We start from the raw sequence: 19,082 nt of genomic DNA on the forward strand, positions 1-19,082 counted from the left end.
AACCTTGCAGCTCTATCCGGCCTTCGTCGGAAACGTGAGGGTGAGATAGTGTTGGATCGCGTCGACTAGACGATCCGAATCGGCGCCCCATATCAGGTGGTCATCGCCCGGGAGCTCAACAAGCGTGGCACCAGCGATGCGCTCGGACAGGTAAAGCGCTTCTTCAACCTTGACCCATCGATCACCCTTCCTCTGGAGGATCAGAGTGGGCACATGGATCGCGTGGAGGATATTACGGACATCGACTTCTGCGCCCCAGCGCCACAGTGCGATCGCATCGGAAGGAGACGCCGAATTCCTCAGATAAGCTGCGAACCATTGTTGCTCGTGAGTATCGTTCACCAAGCTCGGCGCTCCTCTTCCCAAGTCCCAAGGCTCCCCCCAATTGCGCTCGATTGCGACCAATTCTTCTTCCATTTCCTCTCTTGTCTTTGCCCAAGGATAGTCCGGCGACCACAGTCCTTGAGCGTAGGCACCGTGAAGAATGAGAGCCTCGGTTCGCTCGGGATAGGTCGCCGCAAAGAGCATGCACAGGACGCCGCCTTCGGAACTGCCGAACAAGACCGTCCGTCGCGATCCGATTGCATCGAGTACCGCCCGCACATCGTCCGCCCGCTCTTGCAGCGTTGGAAAGCCCACATTGCGGTCGGAAAGCCCAGTGCCCCGCTTGTCGATGCGGACCAGCCGACAAAATGACCCAAGTCGCCGCAGCACGTGCGTTAGCCGCGGAGATTCCCAGGCATAGTCGAGGTTGGAAACCCAGCCCTGTACGTAGACGAGGTCGAACGGTCCCCCACCGGTTACCTGATAGGCAACGCTAACCCCGCCCGACCTTACGTAGTGCGTTTCCGGGCGCAGCGAGACCGGCACTGGGCTATCGACTGGGACAGACCCCTCGGCCCTTACGCTCGGTGTTGGATTCTGTTTGGATGGCACGGAACGGCTAGCACGGAGCTTGTCGTACAGCTCACGCGTCTCCTTCTCCGGTTCCAGCTGAAGGTGCTTGCGCAGTACCTCACGGCATTGCGCATATTGCTTCAGTGCCATGTTGGGTCGGCCTTGGCGGGTATAGATTTGCATCAAGGCTCGGTGGATATCCTCCCTCAGCGGTTCCAAGGCCAGCAGGCGCGTGGCCGCCCGCACGCAAGACGCAAGACTATTCGTTGCGGAGTAGTGCGCGACGAGCTTCTCCAGAACGGTGCTTGCCACCGTTCTCAATCGCTCGCGCTCCATCCTGAGCCAGTCTTCGAACGGCTCCTCCTTCAGGTCGAAGCCCTCGAGGAGGTCGCCACGATAGACAACGAGCGCCTGCTCGAGTTGCTCGGGTGTTGGGCCGGCTGCTAGCTCCTCAAACCGCGCGACATCGAAATCAAGATCATCAAGGTTAAGGGTGATGCTGCCGCCGTCGGTCAGGAATTTACCACCGTCGGTGGAGCGCATCGCCTTTCTGATCACGGATAGGGTCTGCCGCAGGTTCATCCTGGCTTGGGACTCGGTGTTACCGCCCCACAGCAGGGCGGCTAATTTCTCGCGCGACTGGGATTTCCCGGATTGCAGGGCGAGATAAGCCATCATGGCGCGCGCCTTGCGACTGAAGGCCGGGGCCGCCGCTGCATCACCGGCAAAGTCAAAACCACCTAACAGACTGAGATGAGGGCGCGCCATCCGGATCCGCCACAGCCACAATTTCCCGGTAATCCTTTCCTGTACTTGCCACTAATTCAACTGTGATCTCGCCAGCGAAGTGCTTTTCACGAATCCTTCACGCCGGTTCCAACGCGTTTCTCACGGTGCTGGAGGACATTGTCGAGACGAGACAGTCTTACCTGTGGAGGAGTACGTGGTGCGCCCGAGCTCGACTGAATGGCCCATCTGGCATGATGATCCCTTGCAAAATCCGCAGCCGCGCGACGAGGTTGTGCCCCTTCGCCACGATATTGCGCTTACGGGTTATCTTGAGAAACAGCGGGCCTGTAGGGCATCGACGATCCGCCGGTTCGATCTGTGGACTTCCGCGATTGGCCTGTGCGCGCTGGTAGCGCGTGTCGGGCGAGCTTCTTCCGGTACCCGTGTCCTCCCATCGGAGCGGCCGAGCAACGGTTATCGAGAGGACGATATGGGGTATCTGGGGCGATGATCTTCATGCGTGACGGCGACGAAGAAATCCTCAGAACTGCTTGCGAACGCGCTTTCGGTGGAAAGCCGATGAAGGATCAGTCTTGCAAGCCCAAAAACGCACACGTTCGCAAGGAGGCCACGTCATCGCCGTTAGGTTCATCGATGCAGAAAATGACCTGCATCGAAGACCTTCGGCGGGCCGCTCACCGCAAAGTTCCTCGCGCCTTCTTCGGCTACGCCGAGGCAGGCGCATATTCGGAAGAGACGCTGCGCGCCAACCGCGCTGACATGGAACGCGTAAGGCTTCGTCAGCGGGTGCTAATTGACGTTTCGGAACGCGACACGAGCACGAAAATCCTCAACGAGAAAGCCTCGCTCCCCATAGCTCTGGCACCGATCGGCATCGGCGGACTTCAATACGGCAATGGCGAGATACACGCCTGTCGTGCCGCCCAGGCCGCGGGGATTCCGTACACGCTAGGCACGATGTCGATCTGCTCGATCGAAGACGTTGCCGGTGCCGTCGAAAAGCCGTTCTGGTTCCAGCTCTATGTCATGAAGGACCGGGGCTTCGCACGCTCCCTCATCGAGCGCGCTGTCGCCGCCAAGTGTAGCGCTCTGGTGCTCACCGTTGATCTGCAGATACTCGGGCAACGCCACGCTGACATCAAGAACGGCCTTTCAGTTCCGCCGTCACTTACAATCAGAAACCTCATCGATATGGCAACCAAGCCGGCTTGGGTCTATCGCGTGCTCACTGGAAAGCGCTGGACATTCGGTAATCTCGCCGGCCACGTAAAGGGTGAGGAAGGGGTCACAGCGCTGGCGGAATGGATCGCGCATCAATTCGATCCCACCCTGAACTGGAAAGATGTCGAGTGGATTCGGAGCATCTGGCCAGGAAAACTGATCATCAAGGGCATTCTCGATGTGGAAGACGCCAAGATCGCGAGCAAAGCCGGTGTCGAAGGCATCGTCGTGTCCAATCACGGCGGCAGGCAACTGGACGGCGGTGCGTCGTCGATCTCGATACTCCCCAAAATCGCGGACGCAGTCGGCTCAGATATTGAGATCCTCTTCGACGGCGGCATTCGTTCCGGACAAGACCTGATGCGCGCGCTCGCGCTCGGCGCCAAGAGCTGCATGATTGGTCGCGCCTACATCTACGGCTTGGGCGCAGGCGGCCAGGCAGGCGTCGCCAGGGCGATCGAGATTATCCGGAAGGAACTGGATGTCACAATGGCGCTCACTGGGGTCAGGACCGTCGAAGAAATCGATCGGCGAGCCTTGGTGAGTTGAGGCAGTCTCGGAGTCAGAGCTTGTCCACTCCGGTTGGGCGCACAACCGAAAATTCTCTAGCTGCCATGGGCTCTTCGCGGCACCAAGAACCATTCGGAATATGCAATTACTGTGAGCGCAAGACCCGCTATTTGCCCAATCGGGACGTTCCGAGACGCTGGTTTGAAGGACAGCAGAGGGTCAGATCCTTACGATGCCCCACGCCGCCCATTATGTCCGCTCACGAAGATTCGCAGCCTGAAGCTGCCAGTCCGTTCTCGGCCCCCCAACCGTCTACCGGCGTTTCTCCGGTGGCCAATCATGGCCGAAGGAGAAACGAAATGGGACACTCGTGCTACGACCTCACTGCCTCCGATCGCCGGGCATGGAATGCTGACAAGAAGGTCGGAACGAAACGCCCTCTGAAACCTCGACAGATATGGGCGATACGCTTCTTTCTCGATCGGGAACGGCGTCTGCGAGACAGAGCGCTCTTCGATCTGGCGATCGACAGCAAGTTGCGCGGCTGCGATCTCGTCAAGTCAAAATCGGCAACCTTGTCGTAGGGCCGGAAATCCGAACTCGCGCGATGGTCATCCAACAGAAGACCGGCCGACCTGTTCAGTTCGAGTTGATGAGCGACGCACGCTCCAGCCTTGTCGCATGGCTGGCACGACGCGGCGGGACAATGGATGATTACGCATTTCCGAGCAGGATCGATCCAAGGGCTCACATGAGCACAAGGCAGTATGCCCGCCTCGTCGACGAATGGGTCGAGGCGATCGGGCTTCGACCCCAGGAATACGGCACTCATTCCCTGCGTCGCACCAAGGCGTCGATTATCTACAAAGCGACGGGAAATCTGCGAGCTATCCAGATTTTGCTCGGTCATACCAAAATCGAGAGCACTGTTCGCTATCTGGGAGTCGATGTAGAAGATGCTCTCGAACTTGCCGAGGCAACTGAGGTGATCAAGAGCGGCTCCGCTTCACGAGTGGAGCCGTGAACAATTTGCGCCTCATGGCAGTCGTTCATACGGTCCAGTCCGTTCACAAAAAGCGGACATCGCCCCGGCAGAGGCCGTAGCCGGCTTTGCGCCAAGAACTCACGTGAGCCCGGAGGGCGACCTAGCTGCATCGCGCTAGAATTAGGCACCTAGGGCGGAAAGCGGAGCTTCGCTGTACGTGCGAGTAGCGTTACAAGATGGGCGGTTTGTAGCCGGAGTATTCCGCTAGGTTGCGCATGGCATGGATGCATCGGAAGTCACGGGGGCAGAAGTAGCTATCCTGAAACAAATCTAAGGTGTTTGCCATGAATTACACTCCTCTAGGCCGGACCGGCATCAAGGTCAGCCGAATAGCCCTCGGCACGATGGAATTCGGCTGGCAGATCGATGAGGCGGACAGTGTCACGATCATGGACGAAGCTCTCGACGCCGGCATCGATCTCTTCGACACGGCGGATGTTTATGGAGGCCCGCAATCGCCCGAAATGGAGAAGGGCTACGGCACCTCCGAGGAGATCATCGGCCGCTGGCTCGCGCAGGGCGGCCGGCGCAACCGGATTGTATTGGCGACGAAGGTCTACCAGCCGATGGATTCTGGTCCCAACGATCGACGCTTGTCTGCCTATCACATCCGACGGGCCTGCGAAGCCAGCTTGCGGCGGCTGAAAACCGATCACATCGATCTCTACCAGATGCATCACGTCGACCGGGTCACACCGTGGGAGGAAATCTGGCAGGCGATGGAGCAACTGATCCGCGAGGGCAAGATCACCTACGTGGGCAGCAGCAACTTCGCGGGCTGGGACATCGCCACTGCCCAGTGCACGGCCGCGTCGCGCAATCTGCTGGGACTGGCTTCCGAGCAGAGCCTCTACAACCTCGCGCAGCGTACCATTGAGCTAGAGGTGATCCCGGCGCTGCGTCACTACGGGGTGGGCCTCATCCCCTATGGACCGATCGGCGCTGGGTTGCTCGGCGGCGTGCTCCGCGGGGCAGCCCAGGGGCACGGCTCGTCGACGCCGCTTCAACCGCGGGTCGCCGAACTGCGCCCGCAATTGGAAGCCTATGAAGCGCTCTGCGATGAACTGGGCGAAGCGCCGGCCCTCGTGGCCCTCGCGTGGTTGCTCCACAATCCGATTGTCAGCGCGGTGATCAGCGGTCCCCGGACGGTGGTGCAGCTCCGCGAGAACTTGAAGGCACCCTTGCTGAAGCTTTCGAATGAAACACTGATGAGGCTGGACAAGATTTGGCCAGGCCCCGGCGGTGAAGCGCCGGGGGCCTATGCCTGGTAGGTTGTGGAAGTGACTGCTGTACCTACACAGCAACCGTGCTGGAAGATTTAGAGACGGCCCGATTGCAGATGGCCCCTCGCAATTGCGAAGTCTATGATCATCTGTGTCGGAATTCCAAATCGCTCGGGCCAGGATCAAATGGGTTGGAGCGCAGGTCAGAGATCCCGAGTGCAGCCATCCGGCATTAAAGCGGAGCGTCATGGCGTCCCAGCAGCAGAGCGATGCCAAACGCCGGAAGTGTTGCCACCGCGACCGCGAAGAAGACGAATTGCAAGCCGGCCGGCGCGGCGACCATTCCGAGCGCCGGACTGCCGAAGCCAAGCGCCAAGTCGAGGAAGACGGTGTAGAATCCCATGGCCAGGCCGCGGCTGCGTGGCGGAAGACTGCTTACGGCCTCGGCACCGAGACCGGGATAGACCAGCGAATAGCCGAGGCCGGTCAGCCCCGCTCCGATGGCGGCGAGTACAGGCCCGGGCGCAAGCCAGATCAACATCAGCCCTGCGGCCTCGACCGCCACGAAGATCACGGCGACGCGCGCGCCCCCTAACCTGTCAGGCAGGTGGCCGAAGCATAGCCTTGCCGCGATCAGCGAAGCGGCATAAGCGGTGAAGGGAAGCCAGACTGGCTGCCAACCGCGCTCGACAAAGAGCAGCGCGCCGAAGGACAGGATTGCGCCATAGCCGAGGCTGCTGAAAGCGGCTCCGATGCCGGGAAGCCAGACCGCTCGCGCCACGCTCTTCCATGATTGCCGCGTAGTGCTCGCGGCGGGGCTGGCACCACGCATCGGCAGGATGGCAAGCAGCGTCGGAAGCGGTAGGACGAGCGTCGCGAGAGCGATCGCCGCGAAGCCTCCGGCCGCGTAAAGCGCAGATCCGATCGGTGCGCCGAGCGCGAGCGCCGCGAACATCGCCGTACCCACCCAGGCGATGACCTTTCCGGAGTTCTGTCCGCCCGCAAGGGCCAGGCCCCAGGCGACGCCCCCGGTGATGATAAAGCTCTCGGCCGCGCCCAGCACCGCCCGGCCGGCGAAGAGCCAAGACGCGGACACTAGCGGCCGGTCAAGCAATGCCAGCGAGCCGAGATAAATGAACCCCGCCAGCGCAGCGGCAATGAGTCCGATAATGACGGCCCGCCTGCCGCCGCGGCCATCGGCATAATTTCCGGCTCTAATGCGCGACAGCATCGAGGCGACGAACTGGCTACCCGTCACCAGCCCGACGGCGAAGGGACCGAAACCGAGCCGCTGGTGAAGATGCAGCGGCAGGACGGGCAGCGCCAGGCCGATCAGCAGGAAGCCGGCGAAGACAGCCGCCATGATCGGCAACAGTTCCGCCATCGCGTCATTTCGGCCTGAGGTCCGCGCCATCGTGGCCATCGGTAACACCTTAAGAGCCGGGCTGTTCAGATCACTCGCGCTCGTAGGTCACGCGCCAGCCCTCGGCCGGATTGTCCGGCGTGAGGACCAGCTTATTATCCGAGACTTCGAATTTGCGCTTCATGCTTTGCCCGACAAGATTGCGGACCAGGGAAGACTCGACAGTGATGACGAAGGTCTTGTCCCGGTCGTTGATGGCGACGGGTCCGTAATAGGCTTCGTAGCCATTCCTTGTGTAAGGCGTGTCGGGCGCCTTGGCCTCGGGATTCTGCGCCTGTACCGAGAGAGTGCCGGCCTCGGTGAAAATAACCTGACCGGAATACGGTACGGGCTTGAGGTTTCCACCCGCGCCGACTTCTAGCGACGTCATGCGCCACGCGCCGACGATCGGGGACTCCCCGCAAAGGGCCGGCGTGGCGGCCGAAAGCGCAAGCGCAAACGCGGCGATCTTCAATCTCATCGTCATATGTCTTTGTTCCTTATCTGATGTGAGCGCGAACGGGCTGTCGCTCCCAATCCTCGCTCACACGGAGAGCATGACCTTGATCGCGCGGCGCTCGTCCATCGCGCGGTAGCCTTCGGCGACCTCGGCCAACGGCAGCTTGAGGTCGAAGACTTTGCCGGGCTTGATGCTGCGCTTGAGCACGCGGTCCATCAGGTCTGGCAGGAAGCGGCGCACCGGCGCCGGGCCGCCCAGCATCCGCTTCTGGCCGAAGAACAGTCTTTGGCCGTCGAAGCTCACGCCATGCGGTACGCCGACATAGCCGATCGTGCCGCCGGGCCGCGCGCAGGCCAGCGCCTGGTCGAAGGATTCTCCCGTGCCGACGCATTCCAGCACGGAGTCCGCGCCGACGCCCTTGGTCAGCTCCTTGATGCGCGCAATGCCTTCCTCGCCGCGCTCGGCCACGATGTCGGTCGCGCCGAATTCGCGGGCAAGGTCCTGACGGCTCTTGTGGCGGCTCATGGCGATGATGCGCTCCGCGCCCAGCTCCCTGGCCGCCAGCACTCCCATCAGGCCGACCGCGCCGTCGCCGACGACCACCACCGTCGACCCTTCGTGGACCTCGGCCGCGTCGGCCGCATACCAGCCGGTGCCGAGCACGTCGGACACAGCCAGCAGGTCAGGAATCAGTTCGGCCGACGGCACCTCGGCAGTGTCGACCAGTGTGCCATCCGCCAACGGCACGCGGGCGTAAGGCGCCTGCGCGCCCGACATGAACTCGCGCTGCACACAGGACGACTGGAAACCGAAGCGGCAATGCGGGCAGGTGTTGTCGGAGAGGCAGAACGAGCCGACGACGAACTGGCCGGGACGCACCGTGCGCACCTCTGCACCGACCTCGACGACGATGCCGCAATATTCATGGCCCATATGCATGGGACCGTCTACGTTTTGGAGCCCTCTATAGGGCCACAGGTCCGATCCACAGATGCAGCTTGCCGAGAGCTTGATGATGGCGTCCGTCGGGCGCAGGATTTTCGGATCGGCGACTTCCTCGCAGCGGATGTCGCCAGGCTTGTAAAGAAGGGTTGCGAGCACTTTGCTTTCCTTTCGATCAATCGACGTCAGGCGCCGTAGTCGGCGTCGCTGACATGTTCCAGCCAGTCCACCACCTTACCGTACTTGACCTCCTGGAGAGCAATATGGGTCATGGCGGTCTGCGGCGACGCGCCGTGCCAGTGCTTTTCGCCGGGCGCGAACCAGACGACGTCGCCGGGCCGGACCTCCTCGATCGGGCCGCCCTCGCGCTGGACGCGGGCGAGGCCGGACGTGACGATCAGCGTCTGCCCAAGCGGATGCGTGTGCCAGGCGGTGCGGGCGCCCGGCTCGAAAGTTACCTGCGCGCCCTGGACCCGCTCTGGGTCGAAGGGGTTGAAGAGCGGGTCGATCCGCACCGTGCCGGTGAACCAGTCAGCCGGCCCCTTGCCGGAAGGCCTCGTTCCAGCGCGAACAATGTCCATGGTGATCTCCTTTGTGTCATCAAACGCGTTCGATGCGGAGCGAGAACTCGCCGCGAATGTGCAGGGCCTTTTCGCCCTCGTCGAATCGGCCGAGCCTGATCAGCCCGGGATGGCGATAGTCGGCGTAGAACATAGCCAAGTTGCCCCAGGGCATGAAATAGCAGAGGTCATAGGGCTGCTCGTTGGCGAACGGACCGCTTCCATCCTCCGTTAGCTTGCGCGGCAGATAGGCGATCTTCTCGTTATGCGCGTAGTCCTCGATCTTGAGGTCCAGCGGCAGCATGGAGAAGAAGTCGCGCGCCGACGGATTGTCGTAGAGCGTCGCGGTCATGGTGCGGCCGTTAAAAGTCATCCTTATCTTCATGTCGGTGGGCTCCTGGCTGGCTGGGGCCTTGCCCTCTTGGCTGGCGGCTGCGCGCGGCAAGGCCGCCACCGCGAGCGCGGCGCCGAGCAATGTCCGGCGGCTGAGCGTCGCATGCTCGATGATCATTGCGAGGATCTCCGGGCCATATGCGCTGCGGCGAAGGCGGCGAGCGCCGATCCGCAGAGCAACATCGAGGCAAAAGTGAACGCTCCCCACCAGCCGACCGTATCGAAGAGCGTGCCGCCGAGGGCGGCGCCCCCGGTGATGGCGAGCTGGATGACGGCGACCTGCAGCCCGCCGCCGGCCTCCGCGTCGTCCGGCAACGTGCGGCTGAGCCACGTACCCCAGCCAACGGGCGCGGCCGTGCCGAAGAAACCCCAGGCAACGAGCAGCAGCGCTGTGGGAACTGGCGAGGCACCGAAGGCAACGAGCGCAACTGCTAGCGCGGCCATGACCAGGGGGATGACTATGAGAATGCCGAACAGGCGCGTCCGCAAAAGCCGGCCGACGCACAAGGTACCGAGGACCCCCGCCAGCCCCATCGCCAGCAGGATCGCCGAAAGCGCGGCGATATCAAGCCGGGTGGCGCTCTCGAGGAAGGGGCGCAGATAGGTGAAAAGCGCGAACTGGCCCATGAACAGCATCATGATCGACGCCATGCCGATGGCGACTGGAAGACGGCCCAGCAGCGCCAGCGGATTGCCTGGACGTTTCCTCTGGCGCGGGGGCAGCGCAGGAAGGCTGATCCACTGCCAGACCAGCGCCAGCAGACCGAGCGGCACGACGAGAAAGAAAGCGCCGCGCCAGCCCACATAGGCGCCAAGAAAGCTGCCCAGCGGTGCGGCAATCGTGGCGGCAAGGGCATTGCCAGCGTTCAGCATGGCGAGGCCCTTTGGAACGATGTCCTGCGGCATCAGGCGCATGACGATCGCGGTCGACATCGACCAGAAGCCGCCGATGGCGATTCCGAGCAGCGCGCGGCCAACCATGAGGGACGCGTAATTCGGCGCAAAAGTGACAGCGAGCCCGGAGACGATGAGGAGAAGGGTAAAGCCGGTCACGACCAGCCGGCGGTCAATCCGGCGCGTGAGGCCGGCAACCAGCAGGCTGGTCACGACGGCGAAAGCACCCGAAATCGAGATCGCCTGTCCGGTGCGGCCTGCGGTGATGTCGAGATCGGCCGCGATCGGGGAGAGCAGGCTCACCGGCATGAATTCCGACGCGATAAGCACGAAGACGCAAAGCGCCATCGAAAGCACCGCACCCCATGCGGCGCGGTCTTCGATGAATCTGGTGTCGTAGGTCGTTTCCATTAGTTGGCATCCCTGCAACGCAGCTGGGGCTGATCAGTCGCCTTCCTCGTCGTCATGCCCGGAATATATCGCTGAGGAACCCATTCTATTAGTCTGAGTAATTCGCATGGACTTATCTGCTTGTGATATAAATGTCCGTTAGGAGGCGACCATGCAGCGCGATGGCATGAAAGATCTGCTCTGGTTTGTGGCTGTCGCTCGCGAGCGCAGCTTCACCAAGGCGGCGGCCAAGCTCGGTACCTCGCAGTCGACCCTAAGCTCGACAATCAAGGATCTGGAAGCTCGTCTTGGAGTCCGTCTGCTGACGCGCACGACGCGGAGTGTCGCCCCGACCGAGGCCGGCGAGCGGCTTTTCCAATCTCTTGTTCCCCGCTTCGAGGAAATCGAGGCCGACCTTGCAAGCCTGGTGGCCTTTCGCGACAAACCCTCCGGAACGGTCCGCATCACTCTGTCCGACCATGCGCTCCAGACGACTGTCTGGCCAAAGCTGCAGCCCGTGCTTAGCGACTATCCCGACGTGCGCGTCGAGCTCTACAGCGACAACGGCATGAAGAACATTGTGGAGGAGCGCTTTGACGCAGGCGTGCGGCTCGGCGAGAGCATCGACAGGGATATGATCGCAGTGCGGATCGGTCCGGATTGGAGGCTCGTGGCCGTGGCTTCGCCAGAGTACTTTGCCCACCATCCGGTGCCAACCGCACCCCAGGATCTGGTCGATCATGACTGCATAAACATGCGACAGGCGACTTTCGGCGGATTGTATGCCTGGGAATTCGCCAGGGATGGGCGCGACCTTCGCGTGCGGGTGGAAGGCCAACTCACCTTCAATTCGTCCATACCCATGATCGAGGCTGCGATACGCGGTTGCGGGATCGCCTATGTCCCGGAAAATCTCGTAAGCCACCACATCACCAGCGGACGCCTCAGGCTGGTGCTTGACGACTGGAGTAAGCCATTTGCGGGCTATCACCTCTACTACCCGAGTAGGCGGCAGCTCTCGCCTGCGATGGCGGTAGTCGTCGAGGCGCTCCGACATCGCATCTGACCCCAAGCCAATCCACTCTGACTTCTACGCTGCGGACAGCTTGCCTTGCGCTGGTTCGGTGAGGGGACGACGCGGACGTATTCTAGACTAGGGCGGGCGGAAACCCGCTCCGTTACCTGCGCTACAACTCGTGCTGCAGCTCCAGATTCGGCGACAACAGCGGAATCGGACCCGGCGAACGGCTGCTATCCCCATGAGGCTCTCCGAACCAGACAGTCTGCAGTCGGCCCAAAAGTTGTCAGTCTGAAAAGCGCCTCATGTCGGACGTTAAGATCGGCCCTGCCGCTTCCGTTAGCCGACCCCAACAATCGTGGTTGCGCCAATTGCGGACATACAAGTTGGAAATCAGGTGCGTTCGCCAAGCGAACGATCCGCTCAAGTTCGCAAGATTCCGTGGCCGCTAACCTCTCGAAATAGTCAGCCTCAAAAACCTGTGCACCAAACGTGCAGTTCATGGCCTTGGAGAGTTCGGGCTAGAGAACGCTCATTCAGCCGCAGTGGCGGGCGGCATGGTTGCTGGGCACGCGTCACGTAGCCACGCTCGCTAGAACAACTCACGCGCCGCGTGCGCATCCGGGCTATCGTCGAGCTTGCCGACCAGCTCGCCGTGAGGCGCGATCAGTTCACGCGCTTTCTCGACATCTCCACGGCTTCGAAGACAGCGAGCGAGTTCCACAGCGATACGCAGTTGGCCAATCGCGGAACGCTGCAAGGTAGCGACGTTCGCAGCCTCGTGGAGCATCTTCTCGATCTCGTCAGGTCCGCCACCGCTCTTTTCGCGGATACAGGCTTCGATCCTAAGTACTTCGGCGAGCTGGAAATAGGTTCCGTTGTAGCGGCCGAGCTCGAGGGCAGCTTCAACCGACTTGCGAGCGCTGTCCAGCCTGCCGCTGTCGCCCAGCGCTTCGGCGTAAAGGCCTATCAGATAGGGCAGCCCCATTTCAGCGCCGGTCCGGCGAATGGCAGATATAGCTTCCTCCATGCCGCGCAGGCCAGACTCCCGTTCCCCAAGCCGGAATTGCCCCCATCCAACCTGGAACGCGGCTTGGCCGATAAGGAGCGGCAACTGGAACTTCTCTGCTATCTGCAGCTCGCTTTCCGCCGCCCGAAGCGCGGCCGCAGGCTCACCCGCGAACATATGGAGGTAGCTGGTCCCCCAATACGCAAGTGCCATGCTCAGTGGATGCTCGAAACGTCCGGCGAGTCCGATTGCGTCTTCGCACCGTAGCCGGGCCTTATCCGGCTCGCCCGCCAGCCAGGCCGACAATCCTGCGAAGCAGCGGCAGCAGACACCCGGGTCATGACCGGAGTACTTGTAGGTCAGGTAATGATCGCGGTCGGGGTCGTAGAGGCCGATGGCGCGTTCCGCATGGCCATGGGCCGCCGCCGTCTCCCCAAGGAAGAAATTGTTGGTCCAGAACATGTGCTCGGTTTCGATCGCGAGACCGGGATCGCTGTCGTCCTTAACCATGCCAGCCCATCGGCAGGCCAGTTCCTGCGCCGCTGCCGGCTTACCGCTAAGCATGTAGTATTGGGCTCTCCCGCGCAGCGCCGTGAACAGACGCGCCTGGTCGCCGATCTTGCCGCAAAGTTCCTCGGCACGCTCGAATGCGGCGAGCACTTCGGTCGCACCCCAACCACGAGCCGCCATGAGGGCCACGCCCCTCGCGAGCTGGAACTCGATCTCTTGCTCATCGGCGTCGGCGACATCGTTGCTCCTCAGCAGCCTGACCCCAAGGTCCAGCTGCTCAAGTGCACTGACGTGCGCCGACCGCCTGATCGCCTTGCGAGCCGAGATCAGAAGATAGCCGACGGCTTCGTCCCAGAGGTGAGCCTGTTGCGCGTGTCTGGCCAGGCGTTCGCTGTACTCCTCAAGCCGGTCCGCGTAATGGGCCTTCAGTTCGGCAAGCGCAGTCCTGTGGAGCTCGATGAGCGCCGACGATACGATACGTCCTGACACAGAAGTTCGGATGAGGACGTGCTTGAAGCGGACGAAAGCCTCGGGAAAAACCTGAAGCTCCACCAGGAGATCGGCCTTCTTCAAATTCTGGAGGGCGGCATCGAAGCGCAGGCTCGACAGCGCTGCCATCCTTCGTAGCAAGGGCACCGGAATCTCTCCGCCGAAGATCGAGGCGACCTCGGCCACCCGCTTCGCGTCCTTGTCGAGACGTTCGAAGCGAGCGTCGACGATCGTCTGGATACTCGCCGAAACGACGATCTCGTCGACCTCGCCAGAAGGCCGGTAGCGGCCCGGCTCCCCTTCCAGCTTGCCGGTCTCGGCGAGGGCGTGGACGGTCTCTTCCAGGAACAATGCATTGCCCTTGCACGCATCCGAGACCGCGCCGCGGAGCCGCTCGAGCTCAGGGTCCCTGCCAACCAGGTAGTCAAGAAATGCTGCTGCTTCGGCCGTATTGAAGGCCGGCAGGCGGATTTCGGAAGGTCCTGCAGCGGCGAAGGCACCGCGATCGTATTCGGGCCGACAGGTCAGGATAAGCAGGCAGCGGACAGTGGGCAGTGCCTGCGCCAGCCGCACCAGGATACCCTCACTCTCGGCGTCTATCCAATGAAGGTCCTCGACCAGGAGAACGACGGGCTTCCTGCGGCCAAGGAAGAGCAGAAGCCCAACCGCTGCTTCCTGCATGCGCCGGGATCGCTCCTGGCCAGAAATGATAGCCCAGTTCGGATCCTGAACGGGCAGCTCCATGACTGCCATGATCGGATCGAGGAGCCGCTCATCGAAGCCCTGCGCGCTTTGCGCGGCCAGTACCTTTTCGATTGCGATCGGCGGCGCTTCGGTGTCGCCCACGCCGAACAGGGTTTGCAGCAGCTTCCGAATTACGACGAAGCCGCTGCGCAGGTCCGTTTCGAGCGCGCCGACCTCCAGATTCTCAGCGTCATCGTGAGGAATGGCGCCAACGAATTCATGCGTGACACGCGACTTGCCGTGACCGGGATCGCCAACTACGAAAACTGTCTGGCCTTCGCCATTGGACGCTTCATGCCAAGCCTTGTTCAGAATCTGCAGCTGCATCTCGCGGCCGATGAAAGGCGACAACTGCGTTTCGGCGCGCAGCTGCCAGCGCGAGCGACCCCACCTGATCTCGCTCACTTCAAAGAGCCGCTGGTTCTTCGGGTATTCCGACAGAAGTGGCGCTGCCAGCGCTTCCATGCTGACGAAGCCGCCAGCCGATGCCCGGGTCCTGGCGGTTGCCACCACGAGATCGCGCCCCAACGCCTGGCTCAGCGTATGGGCCACGGACACCGGCCCGCCGCGCACCTCCAAAGCCCGGTCACGTGCCGGGCTGACGATCACGATGCCTGTGTCCAGGGCAGCACGAACGCCGGTCATCCAATCGCCGTGGCGCAGCGCGAGCTCGCGCAACGCGAGTGCGGTCCGGCAGGCAAGCGCTGCATGTCCTTCGAGCGGCTCGGGCGCGCCGAACGACGCGACCAGCTCGTTTTCGGAAATCGTCAGAACCGTCCCACCATTGTTGCGCACGAGTGCGGTGGCCTGCATGAGGAAAGGATCGATCCGTTCCAGCGCGAGGTCGGCGGGCAGGCTCTCCATCACCTGTTCCGTGTATCGGAAATCAGCGCACAGGATCGTTGCCTGTCGCCGGGACCTCGGGTCGACCGCAACTACCGATCGGGCCTGAAGCACTTCGTTTGCAAATGCCGACGCCTCAACGACAAAGGTGCGGAACGCGGGTTCCTCGGCAAGCAGGATATGATTGGCGCTGTCCAGTTCGACGAACCGGGCACCGGGGATCGTTCTGGCGAGCTCCAGGCCTTCTGAGAGGGGCGCGACCCGGTCGCCGTTGGCATGCATGACAAGCGCTGGCACATGCAGCCGTTCAAGTGATCGCGATATGTCAACGTCGGCAAAGGCAAAGCTCAACCGCAACGCATTTTCGGGCGTGAGTGTCCGGCGCTGCAACTCGTTGAACCAATCCATCTGCACGCGATTGGCGCCCGGTACGAACAGGTTGGTGAACATTTGGCGGAACAGTGGGTCGTCCTGACCCCAACCCTTGCGCATCAACTCGGCGATCGCTTCGCGCCTGACTATCTCCGCTGCATTCCCGCGCGCTCGCCATCCACGAACATATCCCCCCCAAATCAAGAGGCCCGCGACCTTCTCGGGATGGCGAATGGCGTATTCGACCGAGAAAGCACAGCCTTGCGATATTCCTAGGAGGACGAAACGGTCGAGGCCCACAGCCTCTACGACGCATTCGAGATCGTCGACGAAGGTATCGAAAGAAACATCCTGGCAAACTGTGTCGGAAAGGCCGTTCAGGCGCCCGTCATAGCGCACGAGCGTGAAGCCGCTGGACAGGGCATCGATCCAATGTCCCCAAACTGGGCTCTCCCAATCGAAATCCAGATGGGACATCCAGTGGGAGGCGCGCACGATTGGCGGCCCGGACCCACTGATGGCATAGGCGATCCGGGTCCCATCGCGGGAGTTGACGTAGCGTATCTGCTGCTTGTCTGACGAAACCTTCGTCGAAGGCGGCAGGATGAGGCTGCGCGCAGGCACCGGCTCCAGAAGTTCGGCTGAAGCTCGACTACCAGGTCCAACCGTCGTGCCGGCTGTGATCGGGCGAGCAGCGGCGGTCAGACGAGCCCGCTCGTTAGTGCGGGCGATCTCGTCAGCGAGATCATCTCCTGGAAGAAGCGACTGCAGCGTGTGCAGGTGGGCAAGCGACCGCTCAGGGTCGTCGCCAAGGCGATCGATCAGGGCGCGCAGCGCTTTTAGACGCAGGATCTCGGTCTCGTTCGAGCAGTAGACGCGCCAAGTTTCGAACGCCTGGCAGCGCGGCAGGTAGAGGTCGGACAAGAACGGGCCTGAGAAAGCCGCGACGATTGCTTCCAGACGCTCGGTAGGCAGCGAACCAACCGCATCGGCCGACAGGCCCCTGATCAGGTCGTAGTCGAGCCAGATCGATCCCGGCTTCAGTTGAACCGCGTTGCGGTCGGCCACAAGCCTTGTCTGGCCGTCGGCGTTTAGAATCCGGCGCAGCCTCGAGAGGCTCCAACGCAGCGCCCCCCGAGGATCATCAGGGACGTCCCAAAACATCTCGCAAAGCCGTTCGCGGCGCTGCTGCTTTTGGTGCACGGCCAAATAGGCGAGTAGCGCCCGCGTTTTGCGCGATTGCGTTAGCGTCACAGGCTCGCCATCATAGCGCACCGTGAAGTCGCCGAGGACCCTTACTTCGAAGGCCGAGCTCAATCCGGTTGTCCTAACGTGTGGTCGGCTTCACATTAGCACCCTACGGTCGGCCTTACATTAGCTACGAAGCGCTTGGGGTCCGCAAAACACTGACCGACCGCGGGCGTGTGTTCACGCCCGCCGTTGCATACGACCTGAACTCCGTCGCCCCAGTTCGATCTCGCAAATGCGCTTGAAGTTCACCACCCGGTCCAGATGCTCCCGGACTGCGTCGAGCGGTGGTCCCTTGCGGATGTCCTCCCACGAAGTGGATGATGGGGTTGCATAAATACCGAACGAGATGTTCATAAGATGGCTCCTGGTGTTGGTCGCGGACCATTCCGCTGAGTACTTCGAACATACTGTCTGCCCGTTGGAGACAGCGTGTGGGAGAGCATGGAAACTGACGTCGCCCGGCGGCCCAACGCCGGCTAATCGAGCGGCACAGAGTAGGTCGTTGCCGTGCCGGACAGGCAAATCTCGCCTGCCGCGTTCGCGACGGTCGTTGACAGTGTGCAGATGGGTTTGTCGTCGCGCACGGTGAGCACTTGCGCGCGCGCGACGATCTCCTCGCCGATGCCGACGGCCTTGAGGAACCTCCACTCGACGCCAAGAAAGACGCTGCCGGGTCCTGGCAAGTCTTCGGCCACCAGAGCATTGAGGAGGCCCGAAGTGACACCGCCCTGGACTATGAGACGGCCGAATACGGTGCGGGCGGACAGGATTCCATCGTAGTGGAGTGGATTTCGATCGCCGGTCATGTCACTGAACGCGATGATGTCGCTGGCCCGGGTGATGCGTCTTCGCTCTGCGCTGGCCCCCACTTGCGGTTTTCCAAATCGGATTCCAGACCATCCGGATCGTATGATCGTTTGCATAAGCTTGCTCCATGGGTTGGGTGTCATATTGCCTCTACCCGCGAGGTGCGCTGCTCTTGCAGGGTAGCTGGGACCTCGTGATCGCGCGCCGCCCTGGCCGACAGCACGGCGACCTCGGATTTCATCGCCTCGCTGAAGCGCTTGTGGCGTTCAGGTAGCTCTTCGAGGGACCAGTCGAAGGCACTGATGGCGTCCGTGGCCTCAAGGATGGGCAGTGCGAGGCTGTCGCGTATTTCCTGGAACTCCCGCAATGCGGACTCGCGATATGAAAGGATTGCAGTCGCGGCCCCTTCGGCATCACGCAGGGCGTCGGAAATACCATGCGAGGTCAGCGGATCGCGGAAGAAGCCGGCATCGCCGACCAGCATCCAGCCGGGGCCGTATGCCTGCCGCAATCGGCCTGGTGTGCCGCGGAAGGCCTTCAGACCTTTGCCACCATTGCCGAGGACCCGCGATCCCAATCCGGGTGCCAGCGCTGCCAGGGCAAGCTGTGCGGCGGAAAGATCGAAACGGAACTCCGCGTCAAACCGCTCGGTCGGAACGGATGCGACGATACAGGCAAGCCCGTCATTCGTCGGGATCACGCCGCCGGATAGATTCCGGCCGAAATACCAGTGGTATCCCGAGAACGCCGGCGCGGGGGCGTAGGCGAAGACATGTGCCACCGAGCACCGCCCCTGCACCAGCGTCCGTGCCTCGACCTTGCGAGCGATAAACGAGCCGAGCCCGTCTGCTCCAACCACGATATCGGCGCTTATCGCGCGAGTTTGGCCGGCGGCATCCCTGAACGTGACGCCGCGTACACGGCCATGTGGGTCGAACACGAGATCATGGACCGCAGTGTCATGCAGAACCGTCGCGCCCGCCGCGCGTGCCGCGTCGACCAGCATGCGGTCGAGCACCGTGCGGCGTGGAGCGATCAGGCCCGGCATATTTGGCTCGGCCCGTATGGGCACCGTGACCTCCTGCTCGCCATAGTGAAAAGTGGTAGACCCGATCACTGGCGCGCCGCTTTGAATCAACGGTTGGAGCAGGCCCCAGCGCGAGAGCTGGATGACGGCTGGTCGCATCAGCGCGTGTGTAGACAGCGTGTCAGATCCATAGGACTGGCGGTCGACTGCCAGCACCCGCAATCCTGCCCGGGAGAGCAGCATTGCCGTCGAGGCTCCGGCGCAGCGCGCGCCGACAATGATGGCGTCGTAGTGAGAATGTGCGGGGACGACGTTGGAAAGCATC

General features: G+C 62.1%; 14 protein-coding genes and 1 pseudogene. 4 read left to right on the forward strand and 11 right to left on the reverse strand.

Translation table 11 applies throughout. The annotated features are described in order from the left end of the window. Positions 1 to 12: 12 nt before the first annotated feature. Complete coding sequence (locus AC1DXM_RS24530; protein WP_477236996.1) at positions 13 to 1,665, reverse strand: bifunctional AfsR/SARP family transcriptional regulator/alpha/beta hydrolase; 1,653 nt, start codon at positions 1,663 to 1,665, stop codon at positions 13 to 15. A gap of 615 nt (positions 1,666 to 2,280) precedes the next feature. Between AC1DXM_RS24530 and AC1DXM_RS24535 the strand changes: the two genes are divergently transcribed. The 3 genes and pseudogenes from AC1DXM_RS24535 to AC1DXM_RS24545 all read left to right on the forward strand — a co-directional run bounded on the left by AC1DXM_RS24535 (position 2,281) and on the right by AC1DXM_RS24545 (position 5,694). Then, positions 2,281 to 3,417: an alpha-hydroxy acid oxidase gene (locus AC1DXM_RS24535; protein ID WP_477237054.1), complete on the forward strand. Its 1,137-nt coding sequence runs from the start codon at positions 2,281 to 2,283 to the stop codon at positions 3,415 to 3,417. A 320-nt stretch (positions 3,418 to 3,737) separates the two neighbouring features. Beyond that, a pseudogene (locus tag AC1DXM_RS24540) lies at positions 3,738 to 4,402 on the forward strand (tyrosine-type recombinase/integrase). A 305-nt stretch (positions 4,403 to 4,707) separates the two neighbouring features. Beyond that, the gene (locus AC1DXM_RS24545) at positions 4,708 to 5,694 is read left to right on the forward strand and encodes an aldo/keto reductase (RefSeq protein WP_477236998.1); all 987 of its coding nucleotides are present in this window, start codon (positions 4,708 to 4,710) and stop codon (positions 5,692 to 5,694) included. A 184-nt stretch (positions 5,695 to 5,878) separates the two neighbouring features. Here the strand turns inward: AC1DXM_RS24545 and AC1DXM_RS24550 are convergent, their stop codons facing one another. The 6 genes from AC1DXM_RS24550 to AC1DXM_RS24575 are packed head-to-tail and all read right to left on the reverse strand — an operon-like array spanning position 5,879 to position 10,708. Then, positions 5,879 to 7,069: an arabinose transporter gene (locus AC1DXM_RS24550; protein ID WP_477237000.1), complete on the reverse strand. Its 1,191-nt coding sequence runs from the start codon at positions 7,067 to 7,069 to the stop codon at positions 5,879 to 5,881. A gap of 31 nt (positions 7,070 to 7,100) precedes the next feature. Further along, the gene (locus tag AC1DXM_RS24555; protein WP_477237002.1) at positions 7,101 to 7,535 is read right to left on the reverse strand and encodes a lipocalin-like domain-containing protein; all 435 of its coding nucleotides are present in this window, start codon (positions 7,533 to 7,535) and stop codon (positions 7,101 to 7,103) included. A gap of 57 nt (positions 7,536 to 7,592) precedes the next feature. Then, on the reverse strand, positions 7,593 to 8,609 hold the full coding sequence (locus AC1DXM_RS24560) for a zinc-dependent alcohol dehydrogenase family protein (RefSeq protein ID WP_477237004.1): 1,017 nt from the start codon (positions 8,607 to 8,609) through the stop codon (positions 7,593 to 7,595). Between the two features lie 26 nt (positions 8,610 to 8,635). Next, on the reverse strand, positions 8,636 to 9,031 hold the full coding sequence (locus AC1DXM_RS24565) for a (R)-mandelonitrile lyase (protein ID WP_477237006.1): 396 nt from the start codon (positions 9,029 to 9,031) through the stop codon (positions 8,636 to 8,638). A 19-nt stretch (positions 9,032 to 9,050) separates the two neighbouring features. Then, positions 9,051 to 9,521, reverse strand: a complete 471-nt coding sequence (locus tag AC1DXM_RS24570) for a cyclophilin-like fold protein (RefSeq protein WP_477237008.1) — start codon at positions 9,519 to 9,521, stop codon at positions 9,051 to 9,053. Beyond that, the gene (locus AC1DXM_RS24575; protein ID WP_477237010.1) at positions 9,518 to 10,708 is read right to left on the reverse strand and encodes an MFS transporter; all 1,191 of its coding nucleotides are present in this window, start codon (positions 10,706 to 10,708) and stop codon (positions 9,518 to 9,520) included. The genes AC1DXM_RS24570 and AC1DXM_RS24575 overlap by 4 nt, the downstream gene beginning before the upstream one ends. A gap of 151 nt (positions 10,709 to 10,859) precedes the next feature. Between AC1DXM_RS24575 and AC1DXM_RS24580 the strand changes: the two genes are divergently transcribed. After that, entirely contained in the window at positions 10,860 to 11,753 is an 894-nt protein-coding gene (locus AC1DXM_RS24580) for a LysR family transcriptional regulator (protein ID WP_477237012.1), read from the forward strand. A gap of 544 nt (positions 11,754 to 12,297) precedes the next feature. On the opposite strand, the gene AC1DXM_RS24585 is transcribed toward AC1DXM_RS24580, so the two are convergent. The 4 genes from AC1DXM_RS24585 to AC1DXM_RS24600 form a co-directional block, all read right to left on the reverse strand. Further along, positions 12,298 to 16,989 (reverse strand): alpha/beta fold hydrolase, encoded by a 4,692-nt coding sequence (locus AC1DXM_RS24585; RefSeq protein ID WP_477237014.1) that lies wholly within the window; start codon positions 16,987 to 16,989, stop codon positions 12,298 to 12,300. 111 nt (positions 16,990 to 17,100) lie between these two features. After that, positions 17,101 to 17,277 (reverse strand): hypothetical protein, encoded by a 177-nt coding sequence (locus tag AC1DXM_RS24590; RefSeq protein WP_477237016.1) that lies wholly within the window; start codon positions 17,275 to 17,277, stop codon positions 17,101 to 17,103. Positions 17,278 to 17,399: 122 nt separating this feature from the next. After that, a complete protein-coding gene (locus AC1DXM_RS24595) occupies positions 17,400 to 17,792 on the reverse strand; it encodes a MaoC family dehydratase (RefSeq protein ID WP_477237018.1) in 393 nt (130 codons plus the stop codon). Positions 17,793 to 17,869: 77 nt separating this feature from the next. Beyond that, the gene (locus AC1DXM_RS24600) at positions 17,870 to 19,081 is read right to left on the reverse strand and encodes an NAD(P)/FAD-dependent oxidoreductase (RefSeq protein ID WP_477237020.1); all 1,212 of its coding nucleotides are present in this window, start codon (positions 19,079 to 19,081) and stop codon (positions 17,870 to 17,872) included. Position 19,082 lies beyond the last annotated feature (1 nt).

This window comes from Mesorhizobium sp. P3_A2, from assembly GCF_056403115.1.

Excerpts from the sequence above, each read along its gene's own strand:
- AC1DXM_RS24530 (WP_477236996.1), bottom strand. The coding sequence starts at position 1,665 with ATGGCGCGCCCTCATCTCAGTCTGTTAGGTGGTTTTGACTTTGCCGGT.
- AC1DXM_RS24535 (WP_477237054.1), top strand. The coding sequence starts at position 2,281 with ATGCAGAAAATGACCTGCATCGAAGACCTTCGGCGGGCCGCTCACCGC.
- AC1DXM_RS24545 (WP_477236998.1), top strand. The coding sequence starts at position 4,708 with ATGAATTACACTCCTCTAGGCCGGACCGGCATCAAGGTCAGCCGAATA.
- AC1DXM_RS24550 (WP_477237000.1), bottom strand. The coding sequence starts at position 7,069 with ATGGCCACGATGGCGCGGACCTCAGGCCGAAATGACGCGATGGCGGAA.
- AC1DXM_RS24555 (WP_477237002.1), bottom strand. The coding sequence starts at position 7,535 with ATGACGATGAGATTGAAGATCGCCGCGTTTGCGCTTGCGCTTTCGGCC.
- AC1DXM_RS24565 (WP_477237006.1), bottom strand. The coding sequence starts at position 9,031 with ATGGACATTGTTCGCGCTGGAACGAGGCCTTCCGGCAAGGGGCCGGCT.
- AC1DXM_RS24570 (WP_477237008.1), bottom strand. The coding sequence starts at position 9,521 with ATGATCATCGAGCATGCGACGCTCAGCCGCCGGACATTGCTCGGCGCC.
- AC1DXM_RS24575 (WP_477237010.1), bottom strand. The coding sequence starts at position 10,708 with ATGGAAACGACCTACGACACCAGATTCATCGAAGACCGCGCCGCATGG.
- AC1DXM_RS24580 (WP_477237012.1), top strand. The coding sequence starts at position 10,860 with ATGCAGCGCGATGGCATGAAAGATCTGCTCTGGTTTGTGGCTGTCGCT.
- AC1DXM_RS24590 (WP_477237016.1), bottom strand. The coding sequence starts at position 17,277 with ATGAACATCTCGTTCGGTATTTATGCAACCCCATCATCCACTTCGTGG.
- AC1DXM_RS24600 (WP_477237020.1), bottom strand. The coding sequence starts at position 19,081 with ATGCTTTCCAACGTCGTCCCCGCACATTCTCACTACGACGCCATCATT.